A 12,525-nucleotide genomic window follows, 5' to 3' on the forward strand; every position below is an offset into this window, starting at 1 on the left:
GCTCGCCGCGCGATGCTCCCCACGGCGGCGAGCCGTGCCGGATCCACTGAATGTGTTCATGGCGGTGGAAGCCTCGTTGACCGGTGAATTGTCGCTCAAGTCGTCAGTGGCAGTACCGGGCAGTCGTATCGTGCTGCAGGCGCACCAAGACGTCGCCGTCATCGTCAGTGCGTGCCCTCAAGACCTCGTGCCCATCAGCGGCAACGAGAGACCGCCCAGGCTCGTCGATCTGTACATCGACGATGCCGCATCAGAGGAAGGAGGACAGTGATGTCAGAAAGTGTCACACCGCTGCCGACTGTGCTCAGTGAATTCGCCATGGATAACAGTTTTCTCGGCAAGATCATCGAGGTGTGCCTGGTCACCGAGGATGCGCAGCGGACGATGGAAGGCCTCGTGCGCCTGGGAATCGGACCGTTCCGGGTGTACACATTCACGTCGGAGACGGTGACTCAGCAGACTTACCGGGGGGAAAGCAGCCCGTTCAGCCTCAGGGTTTGCTTCGCGACCAATGACGACTTGACGTTTGAGATCATGCAGCCACTGTCGGGGAACACCATTATGCGTGAGTTCCTTGATCAACATGGTGAAGGCATCCACCACATCGCTTTCGACTGCAACGGTGCGGCGTGGGATCAGCGGTTGAAGCTCTTCGCAGACCGTGGGTTTCCGATGACACAGAGTGGTCGTTGGCTCGACCAGAACTCGTTCGCGTTCTTTGACACCGAAGCGGCCACCACCACGTGCTTCGAGACATACCATTTTCCCGACGATTTCGTCTATCCTGAACCAGACCGCTGGTATCCCGCGCCACCTCCGGACGGTATGTGACCACAGCGCCGAGCGCTGCCGGTGCGGCCCAATAGTTGAAAGTCTCTGACGCGGGATAGCCAGTCGGTTCAGGGGTTCGGCGGGACGACTCCGACTGGCCGGCCGAAAGCGGGAATCACTTGTCCCTCAGGATAAGTAGCCTCGATGTAGTCGCGGATGGCGGGGGAGTTGTAGATTTCGAACACTTTCTTGTAATCGGGCTTGTTGATGTCGGCTGTTCTCGCCACAACGCCGATTGCCCACAGCTGGTTGTCCGCTGTCTCTTTGGCGAGTGCGTCGTCGAGCTTGAGCCCTGCGGCCGTTGCGACGGTGCCGAGGATGACTGCGGCGTCGACGTCGGGCAGTGTTCGTGGCGTGGCCTCAAGATCGACTTGGACCCACTGGAGGTTCTTCGGGTTGCTCGATACGTCGTCAAGGGTGACCGTACTCAGGGCGTGCCCGGGCTGTAGGTCGATAAGGCCGGCACGTTCGAGGAAGCCGAGCGAACGTGCTTGGTTGGGTACGTCTTTGCTGATGGCGATTTTCGCACCGTCGGGCAGCTGATCGAGCTCGCGAAACTTATCGGAGTAGAGGCCGGTCGGTGTGAGAAACACTGTCTCCACAAATGTTTGATTGAAGTGATTGGTCGCCACCTGGTCGTTGAACCAGGGAACGTGCGAGTTGAAGTCGATGTCGACATCGCCGTCTTCGAGTAGTTGGTGGTCGTTGACAGAGTTGGTGGTGGTGATGAGTTGGGCGTCGATGCCGTCGGCTTTCGCGATCTCGATGACTTTCTTCGTGATGTCACCTTTGGGGTCAGGGGCGGCAGCGATCTTCAAGCTGGAGCCCTGTCCCGGTGCGCGGGTGCACCCGCCGGCGGTGACGGCGACCGCTGCGGCTACCAGGAGGGCCACGGCCTTGGTCGAGCTGATCATGATGGTGTCCTTCTTCGGCGTGATGGAGGCGACTGTCAGCGGTGTGCGGAGGCCATCCGTACGGTGAGATCGCCGAAAAATTGGATGATCTGAACGAGGACGATGAGGAGAACGACGGTGGCCGACATGACGGTGTTGTCGAAACGCAGGTATCCGTAGGCGATGGCGAGATCTCCCAGTCCGCCTGCGCCGACGGCGCCGGCCATCGCCGAGAAGGCCAACGTGCCCACTGCCAGGACCGTGGCCGCCGATAACAGCGCCGGAAGCGCTTCGGGGAGTAAGACCTTGCGCATGGTCTGCACCAGCGTCGAGCCCGACGCGAGTGCCACGTCGACGATGTCGGCAGGCACCTCGCGCAGAGCTGCTTCGGCGAGCCGGGCGAAGTAGGCCGCTCCCCCGATGGTGAGCGGAACAAGGGCGCCGGCGACGCCTATCGCCGTGCCGACGAGCAGCCGCGTAAGGGGGATCAAGGCGATTAACAGGATGATGAACGGCATGGAGCGCGCCACGTTCACGATCCAACCGAGTGACGCATAGACGACCCGTAGTGGGCGTAGCCCGCCGGGTGCTGTCGTCACCAGCACTAGTGCGATCGGGATTCCGATGACGACCGAAAGTGCGAAGGACACACCGGTCATGAGAAGAGAGTCGACCAGGGCGGGCCAGAGCACCGCAGGCAGATTCGTGATCGGCGTGTTTCCCAAGGCGATGGCGGCAGCGGTCACGGATTATCGCCTTCCACGAAGATGCCTCTAGCTGTGAGCCATTTGCGGGTATCGCGTTCTGCTTCGGCCGGTATGGCGATGGTGGCGAGACCCACCGTGCGACCGTTGATCGATTCGATTGATGCGGCCAGGAGTCGAGGGCTGCCCCCTACCGTTAAGGCCAGCTCAGCCAGCCAGGACTCGCTGTCGGAGTCGCCATTGAGGCGCAGTGACAGCGCAGCCTCTACGTCGCCAGACGCGCGTGCCGGCGGTTGACCGAGGAGTTGAGCACCCAACGGCGAGTTCGGGTTGGCAGCGAGATCGGCGACGACCCCCTTGTCGACGACATGTCCGTCGCGCAGCAGCGCAGCGCGGTCGCAATGCCGGCGCACGACATCCATCTCATGGGTGATCAACAGGATCGTGAGATCGAGGTCGTCGTGGAGCGTGTGCAGCAGTGACATGATCGCATCGGTGGTGGCTGGGTCGAGGCCCGAGGTCGCTTCGTCGGCGAGCAGCACAGTGGGGTTTAGCGCCAACGCGCGGGCGATGCCGACCCGTTGGCGCTGGCCGCCCGACAGTTCACTGGGATACGACCTGGCGTGACGGCTCAGGCCGACACGTTCCAGGAGTTCAGCAACGCGCCGATCGCGGTCGGCCCGGTCCGTGCCGTGAACCTCGAGGGGGTAGGCAACGTTGCCTGCGGCGGTGCGGTGTGCCAGCAGGCTCGACCCCTGAAACACCATGCCCGTCTTTCGGCGTAAGGCGATCACCTCGCGCGCCGTCAGCTCAGCCGTCACCTTCGTGCCGTCAACGACTATCTCGCCGCTGTCTGGCTGTTCGAGTCGATTGACGCATCGCAGTAACGTCGTCTTACCCGCGCCGCTGTGCCCTATGACCCCGGTAACCGAACCGCGTGGAACATACAGCGAGACGTCGTGCAGCACCTGGGTAGGGAGCTCGCCGGCCTTACCGTGCCGTGATCCGAAGGTCTTCGTCACGCCCTTGATGTCGATCATGCGGAACCCTGATCCAGTCCCGCGGCCGCTGATGCAATGGTCTCCAGCGCAGCGGCCGAGCGTGCAGGGTTCAGATGCGTGGGTTGAAATTGCACCAGCAGATCGGTAGCAAGCCGCACCGTTGGGTCGGAGGCAAGAGCATCGGTGATTTGCGACGCCGAGCCGTGAATAATGTTGTGACGTCGCAAGATTTGTTCGTCACTTCCGGCGTTTATCTCTGAAGGGAGTTGCTCCATCCGTGACCACTCCCGCGCATGGGTCGCGGCCAGTTGCAGCTCCGCGGAGTCGGCGTTCGGCAAGATGGTGCGGCTGACTCCCACGCGAGGTGTCAGCCCGTTCACCTGACTCACTTGACGGTACTCACGTGCGATCGGCTGCTGGAACACACCGACCGGGCGTGATTCCAGCGGCCAGGATCGGGCCAACAGGATGCCATGGCCGAGTTGGGCGGCGGCCGCCGCCGTTTTGCGACTGGTGGTGGCACGCCAGATCCTTCGGGTCAGTGAACCGCACTTGGGGCTCAGGACGGCGCCACCGGGGAGAGAGTCACCGGAAAGTACCGAGGCCAGCACGCCGGCGTTGACGTTGCTGTCGTCGGCGCGGCGGTGGAAGTCGCGGCTCATCGCGACGAATGTGGGCGGGTGCGCGCCCGAACCCAGGCCGAGTTCGAGCCGTCCGCCGCTGATCAGATCGACCAGAGCCGCGTCTTCGGCGGCGCGGATGGGGTCCTCGAGGGCAAGGGTGAGGACAGCGGTGCCGAGCCGGATACGTTCGGTGCGGGTGGCGAGGGCGGCGAGGAAGACGAGAGGTGATGGCACGACACCGTGTTCGGCGCCGAAGTGGTGTTGGGCGATCCACACGGAGTGGTAACCGAGGCGTTCGGCTTCGACGCAGAGCATCAGGGTGTTGTCGACGATCTCTCGTTCAGAAGATCCGGACGATGCGTGGGTTAGCAGTCCCAGTCTCGGGCTCCTCATCGGTAGACTGCCGATGCTTCGATCGGAAGCGCTAACCGTCGCCGCAATTCTGGCATGACACTGTGCGCAATGACTTCCATCGCGGCGAGTGTCTTGTCGGGATGTACGGTGCCGGGCGACGTTTGGATGATGAGGTCGGTCGCGGAGGCGAGGATTCGATCCGCCACCAGGCTTTCGACGACATCTTCTGCGCTGCCGTGGTGGATGAAGGAGCGAGCGAAATACTCTTCGGGTGAGAGCCCGGCGGCGAAATGCCCTTCGGCCACCATCTGCGCGGCGTATGCGGTGATTCCGTCGGTCAGGTCTGCGGTCGACGCGCGGCGGTCCGTCGCAGGGTACACGGTCCGGGACACTCCGATCCGGGGCGTCCGCACCGTGATCGCGTCGCGATAGCTGCGAACCACCGGCTCCTGGTGCTGGTCGGTTGCCTGCTCGGCGAAGTAGACGCTGCGGGCCAGTAGAAGCCCGTTGCCCTGCCTACCAATACGGGCTCCTCCTGCGGTGCTGGTGGTGGATTCCCAGATCCGGTTGGCGATCGGCGCTGCCGCGGGGTCGAGTGTGGCTGAGGAGTTATTGATCGGTCGACCGCCCAGCGCGTCAGTCAACGTGGTCAATTTGGAGGCGTAGTCGGCGTATTTGCGCGCCAGATCCGCACCAGTGGCCGCGAAGGTCTGGGGGTGACCGCCGGTGCCGACTCCTAGCTGCAACCTGCCCTGCGACAGCCCGTCGACTACCAGGGCCTGTTCGGCGAGTGCGATGGGATCCTCGGTTGGCAGGACGGCGACGGCGGTTCCGAGCCCGATGCGGTGGGTGCGGGAGGCCGCCGCGGCGAGGAATACAAGTGGCGCGGGAAGAGCCCCGTCGGGGTCTCCGAAACGATGCTGGGCGACCCAACCCGTGTCATAGCCCAGCTCGTCGGCAGCCTGGAATAGATCAAGGGCGATGTGCAGCGATTCAGCGCTCGTCCGGCCGGAAGTGACGTGGGTGAGGAAACCCAGCCGTGGTGTCATCGGATCCCACCCTCGGTGTGCTGCAGGTTGCGGCTCACCTGGGTAGGGGCGCGCAGCAAATTGAGGACTGGGCAGACGTCGTCGACGTGGGCGAGGAGCCGCTCGATCTCCCCACTCGGCGCCGGGGAGGACACACGCACGGTGTAGTGCAGCCCGGTGGGTTGGCGCGGGGCCTCTTCGAACCCATCTACTCCTCCGCGAGGATCGAGTGTTGCGCTGACATCGACTTGAACAGCGTCGAGGGGGATCGATCGGGTGGAGGCATGGATGAGCACCGTGTGTGCGACGCAGCTGCCGAGCACTCCGAGTTGGAGTTCCGGAGAGGTGGGCCCGAGGTCGAATCCGGCGTAGTCAAGGGAACTGTCGCTGAGCACCTGGTGGTCTCGAATGCGGATCCGGCGCACCCCGCTGGCCTGTGCGACCTCGACGCTGGCGGTGATCTGCAGCGGCTCGACTACTCCCGCTTGAATCTTTTGGACCAGGCGTGTGCGGGCCGCACGCTTGTATGGTAAGTAATCACGAAGGGTACTGGTTAGCAACGTATTTCCTTGATTTCTCGGGTGATTCAGATTGCCGATAAGTGCGCGTCCGACTGCGGGGATGCCGCCGCGGCGATGATGTCAGCGAGATCGTCGATCACTGCTTGGCCGTCGGGAAGGGAACCCGTGCCTATCCAAATATGGGCTGCCGACCCGGCTCTCGTGTTGCAGGCGGATCCGGACCCTGCGGTGATGCCGTGCTCGCCGAGCAGGAGGTGTGAGGATCGCTCGTCATGAACCGGGATCCACAGGGCGAGTCCGTCTCCGCTGCCATCAACGGCGATCCCGCGGCAGGTCAAGGCTTCGGCGAGCGCTCGGCGACGCGATTGATGTATTCGACGGGCTCGTCGCAGGCTGAGTTCGGCGTCAACGTCGTCGAGCAGGTGCGCCAGCACAGTCTGAAGCATTTGATTGGTCCCGACCATCGCCAGGCTGCGGATCCGTTCGATGCGTGCGATGACCTCGGTTGGCCCGGACACCGCGCACGTGCGGATGCTGACTCCGTAAGCCTTGCAGAATGATCGGATCAGTACATGTCGACGAGGGTGTATTGCTCCGATGCTGTGAGCCGGTGCCGAGCTCGCGGGGCCCATGTTGTCGTCCTCGATGACGGTTACCGGTGACGGGGCGTGAGCCAGAACTTGGGCGAGGTCCGCGCTACGGCGAGCGGTCATCGTGGCGCCCGTGGGAACTTGAGCCCGCGGCTGAAAGAGGAAGACGTCGGGTCGGCGGTGGAGTGCCTCTCCAAGGGAGCCGGGCTGGGGGCCTTCGGTATCCACGTCGACGGGAATGATCACCGCGCGTACGGCCCGCAGTGTGTCGATGATCCGCGGTGCGGTCGGCTGTTCGACCGCGACGACGCCACCAGGGGGTACCGTGGCCCGAAGAGCTAGCAAGGTCCCCTCGTAACCCCCGTTGGTGACGGTCATTGCTTTCGGCGGGTAGGGCCAGTTCTCAACTAATTTCCGACGCAGCGCGGCATTCATGGATGTGGTATCGGACCCATGGTCAGGTGACGCTGCTGCGGCGGTGAGCGCCGCGCCTAGCGTTGGGAGCAGCGTTGGGTCGGGAAGATGTTCGGCAAGAGGGTAGGCCGACCATGGCCGGTCCGGTCTGGCGACTCGCCGCCGCACGGTCGTACCTCGTCGCCTGTCGGTATCGAGCCAGCCCGTGCGGCGCAGACGTGTCCAGGCGACCGATACCGTGGCGGGGCTGACATCGAGGGCTTCGGCAATTCGCCGCACGGTCGGCAGTTGCCGACCGGGCGGAAAACTATTGTTGCGGATGGCTCGTTCGACTGCGGTGGCGATACCCGCCGCGGTACGTTCATCTGCCACGGCTGCGACGACGATTGAGAGGTCGTCATCGTTTGGCGGTGGCATGATCATCGTGCTCCTTCGTTCGGGCCGTCCTCGAAGTTAACAATCTCGCGCGCAGGCAACAGACTTATACGCAGCGTGCGCATTAGTACCGAGACGGCATCGAGTGGAGTTAAATGATGTGTCCGGTAGCTTATTTCGGGTTCCTTGCGTCTGGACATAACCACGAATCAGCGCGGGACCGGCCTGGACAAAAGGTCGTTGTGTGCTATGTGGCTCACGCTTCCGATGGAGAACGTCGAGATCTGCGGGGGATGAAGGTGGTTTCGCTTATCGGGTTTTTTCCTTCGGACTGGGGCGCAGACGGGTGTGCACTGAAGTGGGCCCGGTCGGGGTCACGGAGCTCTTCTCGGCGAACCGGCTGAGGACATAGAATGCGATTCCTGCGACTACGAGTGACGCGGCGAACGCGATGTCGATCCCGCCGAGCGCGCGTGCGATGGGCCCGTGAAAGAACGTCAGTGTGACGAACGGTATCTCGGATGCCACGCCAAGGCCGTAGGCCGTCAGGCCTCGCCAGGACCAATGTCCGTATACACCATCGGGATTGAGAATCTCCGCTATGTCGTAGTGACCTCGGCGCACGACGAAATAGTCGACGAGATTGATGGCCGTCCATGGTGCGAGGAGATACAACATGATAAGCAGGGCGTTGTTGATGGCAGCCGAAATGTCATGAACCACCCAGACACCGATCGCGGTCGACACCGCACCGAGGACCACCGCGATGATCGCCCGCCGGCGCGGTGTGCTGAACGCAGGGACGAAGCAGTCGATGGCGGTCAGGACCGTCAGCGTGGCGCTGTAGGTGTTGAGGCCCATGGTGGCCACCAGCGCCAGTCCACTGATTACCACCAGGACCGATCCGGCCCACGGGATGACGGCGTTGGTCGCATCGTGGACGCCGACGAACGTGTCGGTCACACCGAAGCGCGCCCCCAACCACGCTCCGAGCGCCATCATCCAGATCGCTGCGATGGCCGCACCCCAATAGACCGTCATGATCAGCGCGCGCGATGACACGGTGACCGGCAGGTACCTGGTGTAGTCGGAAACGATGGGTGCGTAGGTGATGTTGTAGGTGGCGCCGATGGTGAACATCACCACGAATGCACTCGCGTTGAACCCAAGGTCGGTGGCCTGCACGCCGCCGGAACTACCTGACAGGGCTCCGAAGGTCAGGATCAGCCACAGTGGCAGCGACGCCCAGAACATCACTGTGAATGCGCGATGTAACCAGTCATGCCCCCAGACGGCCAGCGCGATCGACAACGCACCGATCCCGAGACCGGTGATCGTGGCGTTCCAGCCGAACAGGCTGTGAAAACCGGCATCGATCATCACGGTGTCAACCACGTTGTAACCCAGGAACGTGAACACCGCGGCGAAGAGAATGACGACCACTCCGCGGTATCCCAGCTGTGCCCGCGACTGAATCATCTGCGGCAGTCCGAGGTTCGGTCCCTGCGACCCGTGCAGGGCCAGAAACGTCGTGCCGAAAAGTACGCCCGCGGTCACGGCGACGACGGTCCACGCCAGGCTCAGTCCGAGGGTGGGGCCGACCAGGCCGAGCGCGACGGTGAGGGGGTGGAAGTTGCACAGGAACCAGAACGGACCCTGTTGGCGGATTTTGCCGTGTCGCTCGTCAGGCGGGATCCACTCGATGGATCGCCCCTCGATGCCGCTACGCCAGGTGTTCGTGGTCGAAACTTCCGGGTGCATGGGTATGTTCCTTTCAGAGGGACGATGTCGGCGGGCGATCGGGATGGGTAGTTGTCCGGAGTCGAGCGGCGTGTGCCCTGACGGACGTGCGGGGTGTCGGCCAGGCCACCTAGTCGCTGTCGTGCACAGGACAGATGAGGCGTTCCACACTGTTTCGGACGATCTGATGACTAGCCGGGCTGGTACGCGGCCGTGGTGGCGCGGCAGTGGTGTCGGTGCATTGGCACATGTGACTCTCCTCATCTCCTGAGTCAGCGTGACACGCGTTATAGTAAAAGGCAACATCTGTTCCGGGGTGAGATCCGAAATGGCCGGTTAGTGCAAGAAGTGCTGGGGTGGCGCCGTCGTTGCCATTGCTTTTTCACGCATCGTGATGCACTATCGTATATACCTTTGGGGGCCCGACCGGCGTGGAGCAGCACGCAAGGTCAGCTCGCGAACTCCCCGAGGGGGTGACTCTCACTCCCCACCTCTGCGTGGCGATTCCGCGCGTTTCCCTTGGTTGCGCCCCGAGAAGTCAATAGGGCGAGGGTTGTTGTCGTCCCTGCAGCGGCCCGGTCGGCCGGCTACCGCGCGGTCAGCTGGGCACGGATCGCGTCAACGTCACGTACGAAATCGACTTTGGTGATTCTGCCTCCGGGGCAGTGGTAGAAAGCATGCTCGATGAAGGAGACCGGACGACCGGTAGGCTGGCAGCCCATCCACTCGGAAATCGGTGTGCCTGTGCCGATTACGCGGGAAGCCAGCCATTCTCCCTCGACAACGACGTTGTCGATTTCCCACTGAAAGTCTGGAACCACCTCAAGCCCACGTTCTATGCCGCCGAAGTAGTCATCGCGGCTCATCGTGCGACCGCTGAAGGTAATTTCGGCGCTGGCGAAGCGGTGGCTCATTTCAAACCGACGCTCGTTGATCATCTGGATGTATCCGAGGTAATTCTTCTTGAGGTCCTGCACGCCGTCCCCTTCATGGTCGATGTCAAATCGGAGCGCTCGCACAACGGTGACCGTGGATGCCTCGGTAGGAGTTTCCATCACGACCAAGTCGGCGTTGAGACTGTTGCCGATTGAACCAGCCTTCAGGGGATTGCCGCAACACCTACTGGCGCCCCAAACGCCGGATCGCCCTGTCCACTACGGACTCTCGGGACAGCGCGTGCCACCAACCCCTCGCGAGCAGACGCAAAACTGCCCTGTTTTCAGCGATTTTGGGCAGGTTTATGTCTGCTCGCGAGGGGAACCGCGAGGGAACTCAGCGCACGGTGGCGAAGAAGGTCCGCACATCTTCGACGAACAGCTCCGGCTGCTCGAACGCCGCGAAGTGCCCGCCGCGCGGCATCGTCGTGTAGTGCGTGACGTTGTAGGCGGTCTCGCACCAGCTGCGCGGGGCGCGCAGCAACTCGAGCGGGAACGACGCGATGCCGGTGGGCAGGCTCACGTACTCGCCGCCGCCGAAGGTGTTGGCGCTCTCCCAGTACAGCCGGGCCGATGAGGCGCCCGATGCGGTCGCCCAGTACAGCATCACATTGTCGAGCAGCTCGTCCTTGCTGAGCACGTTTTCGGGATGGCCGTCGCAGTCCATCCAGGACCAGAATTTCTCCACGATCCAGGCCAGCTGGCCCACCGGGGAATCCGCCAGGCCGTACCCGAGGGTCTGCGGCCGGGTCGACTGCTGCTTCATGTACCCCGAATCCCATTTGCGGTAGTACTCGACCCGGGCCAGGGCCTGCGTCAGCTCCTCGGTCTTCTCCCCGACACCCTCGGCGGGCGGCTGCGCGATCGGCATGTTGACGTGGATGGCCACGCAGCTCCCGACGTTGCGGCCGATCTGCGTCGTCACCGCGGCACCCCAGTCTCCGCCCTGGGCGCCGTAGCGATCGTAGCCCAGCCGCACCATCAAGGTGTCCCAGGCCCGCGCGATCCGTTCGATGCCCCATCCGGTCGTCGTGGGTTTGCCGGAGAACCCGTAACCCGGCAGCGACGGGCACACCACGTGGAATCCGGCCTCGGTGAGTGGTTCGATCACCTTGTGGAATTCGACGACGGATCCGGGCCAGCCGTGCGTGATCAACAAGGGGAAGGCATCCGCACGCGCTGACCGCTGATGGATGAAATGCAGCTCAAGGCCGTCGATTTCGGTGGTGAAATGGTCGAAGCGGTTCAGCGCGGCTTCGCGGGCCCGCCAGTCGTAGCTGTCGGCCCAGTAACCGGCGAGTTCGCGGGTGTAGTCCAGCGGGATGCCCTGGGTCCAGTCGTCGACGCATTCGGACTCGGGCCAGCGGGTGCGATCCAGGCGCTGTTTGAGGTCGTCGAGATCGGCGTCGGGGATGGCGATGCGGAACGGGCGGATCTCTGGGGCGGTTGAGGTCATATCTCCATACTCCATACGGGGGCCGACGAACCAAAGAGGAAACGGCACGCCCCGGCGATCGGTTCACCGGGCATAGGGTGACCGTATGGTCGAGGCGAAGGTATGACGCTCAACCAACTTCGTGCCTTCCTCGAAGCCGAGCGCCTCGGCTCGTTCACCGCGGCCGCCGACGCGCTGGCCGTCGCGCAGGCGTCGATCTCCGAACTGGTCCGCCGGCTCGAGGAGGAACTGGATGCCCAACTGTTCGTGCGTGGCAGCCGCCGGTTGGGGCTGACCGCCGCCGGCCAGGAATTGCTGCCCTACGCACAACAGACGGTGCACGCCGCGGACGGCGGCGTGCACGCGGTGCGCTCGCTGGGGTCGCTCGGTGGTGGAACGGCCACGTTCGGGGTGCCGCGAAACGCCGACTACTACCTGCTGTCCAGCCTGGTGCAGACCTTCCACATGCGTTACCCCGCGGTGCGGGTCCGCCTGGTCGGGCAGAACTCGGCCGACACGGCGGCCGCCATCCAGGCCGGTGAGATCGAGGCGGGCCTGTTGATCCTGCCCATCGACGACGAGGACCTGACTGTGCGGCCGCTGCTGCGCGATGAGGTGTTCTACGTCAGCGCCGATCCGGCACGCACCGCGAAACCGGTGACCATCCACCAGTTCGCGGAGGCCAAGCTGGTGCTCTACGACGCGCATTACGGGTGGAAGGATCCGACCAGGCGCCAGTTGGCCGAACGCGCCCAGCTCGCCGGGCTGCGGCTGGAGCCGATGATCGAGATCGAACACGTGGAGGCCGCGTTGAAGCTGGTCGCGGGCAATGTGGGCGACACCATCGCCAGCCGTGCGGTCATCGACGACGCCGGATTCCCGCCGGGCCTGCACACGGCGCCCTTCGCGGAGCCCCTGTACGACATCATCGCGCTGGCCCAGCACCGCGCGAGGCCGCTGTCGAACGCGACCCGGGAGTTCGCCCGGTTGGCCGAGGACACCATCCGCGAACTGCGGACCTGACCTGCGCTGTTCCATAGGTATAGGTTTACCCTGCGGTTACTCCAGGAGTTGTCCATCT

General features: G+C 63.6%; 13 protein-coding genes. 3 read left to right on the forward strand and 10 right to left on the reverse strand.

Features of this window, described 5'->3' with window-relative positions; genetic code table 11:
• Together ACWDTP_RS18835 and ACWDTP_RS18840 are read left to right on the forward strand one after the other, a co-directional pair.
• Positions 1 to 271: DUF1989 domain-containing protein (locus ACWDTP_RS18835; protein WP_450022427.1), on the forward strand; the 271-nt coding region annotated here is incomplete at its 5' end.
• On the forward strand, positions 271 to 831 hold the full coding sequence (locus ACWDTP_RS18840) for a VOC family protein (RefSeq protein WP_450022429.1): 561 nt from the start codon (positions 271 to 273) through the stop codon (positions 829 to 831). The genes ACWDTP_RS18835 and ACWDTP_RS18840, both read left to right, overlap by 1 nt.
• 68 nt (positions 832 to 899) lie before the next feature.
• Here ACWDTP_RS18840 and ACWDTP_RS18845 read toward each other — a convergent pair whose 3' ends face one another.
• The 10 genes from ACWDTP_RS18845 to ACWDTP_RS18890 form a co-directional block, all read right to left on the reverse strand.
• On the reverse strand, positions 900 to 1,745 hold the full coding sequence (locus ACWDTP_RS18845) for a MetQ/NlpA family ABC transporter substrate-binding protein (protein ID WP_450022431.1): 846 nt from the start codon (positions 1,743 to 1,745) through the stop codon (positions 900 to 902).
• Between the two features lie 35 nt (positions 1,746 to 1,780).
• Complete coding sequence (locus tag ACWDTP_RS18850; protein WP_450022433.1) at positions 1,781 to 2,470, reverse strand: methionine ABC transporter permease; 690 nt, start codon at positions 2,468 to 2,470, stop codon at positions 1,781 to 1,783.
• Positions 2,467 to 3,468 (reverse strand): methionine ABC transporter ATP-binding protein, encoded by a 1,002-nt coding sequence (locus ACWDTP_RS18855; RefSeq protein WP_450022435.1) that lies wholly within the window; start codon positions 3,466 to 3,468, stop codon positions 2,467 to 2,469. Before ACWDTP_RS18855 ends, ACWDTP_RS18850 begins: the two co-directional genes overlap by 4 nt.
• Positions 3,465 to 4,445: an LLM class flavin-dependent oxidoreductase gene (locus ACWDTP_RS18860; RefSeq protein ID WP_450022437.1), complete on the reverse strand. Its 981-nt coding sequence runs from the start codon at positions 4,443 to 4,445 to the stop codon at positions 3,465 to 3,467. Before ACWDTP_RS18860 ends, ACWDTP_RS18855 begins: the two co-directional genes overlap by 4 nt.
• Positions 4,442 to 5,455 (reverse strand): LLM class flavin-dependent oxidoreductase, encoded by a 1,014-nt coding sequence (locus ACWDTP_RS18865; RefSeq protein ID WP_450022439.1) that lies wholly within the window; start codon positions 5,453 to 5,455, stop codon positions 4,442 to 4,444. Before ACWDTP_RS18865 ends, ACWDTP_RS18860 begins: the two co-directional genes overlap by 4 nt.
• Complete coding sequence (locus tag ACWDTP_RS18870) at positions 5,452 to 5,994, reverse strand: OsmC family protein (protein WP_450022441.1); 543 nt, start codon at positions 5,992 to 5,994, stop codon at positions 5,452 to 5,454. The genes ACWDTP_RS18865 and ACWDTP_RS18870 overlap by 4 nt, the downstream gene beginning before the upstream one ends.
• 26 nt (positions 5,995 to 6,020) lie before the next feature.
• Complete coding sequence (locus ACWDTP_RS18875) at positions 6,021 to 7,382, reverse strand: aminotransferase class I/II-fold pyridoxal phosphate-dependent enzyme (RefSeq protein ID WP_450022443.1); 1,362 nt, start codon at positions 7,380 to 7,382, stop codon at positions 6,021 to 6,023.
• Between the two features lie 261 nt (positions 7,383 to 7,643).
• Positions 7,644 to 9,095, reverse strand: coding sequence for a purine-cytosine permease family protein (locus ACWDTP_RS18880; protein ID WP_450022445.1), 1,452 nt, complete (start codon positions 9,093 to 9,095; stop codon positions 7,644 to 7,646).
• Between the two features lie 566 nt (positions 9,096 to 9,661).
• Complete coding sequence (locus ACWDTP_RS18885) at positions 9,662 to 10,051, reverse strand: ester cyclase (protein ID WP_450022447.1); 390 nt, start codon at positions 10,049 to 10,051, stop codon at positions 9,662 to 9,664.
• Between the two features lie 295 nt (positions 10,052 to 10,346).
• The gene (locus tag ACWDTP_RS18890) at positions 10,347 to 11,465 is read right to left on the reverse strand and encodes an epoxide hydrolase family protein (protein ID WP_450022449.1); all 1,119 of its coding nucleotides are present in this window, start codon (positions 11,463 to 11,465) and stop codon (positions 10,347 to 10,349) included.
• 102 nt (positions 11,466 to 11,567) lie between these two features.
• Here ACWDTP_RS18890 and ACWDTP_RS18895 point away from each other — a divergent pair, with 102 nt between their 5' ends.
• Complete coding sequence (locus ACWDTP_RS18895; protein WP_450022451.1) at positions 11,568 to 12,467, forward strand: LysR family transcriptional regulator; 900 nt, start codon at positions 11,568 to 11,570, stop codon at positions 12,465 to 12,467.
• The last annotated feature ends 58 nt before the right edge of the window (positions 12,468 to 12,525 follow it).

The organism is Mycobacterium sp. NPDC003449 (assembly GCF_053588415.1).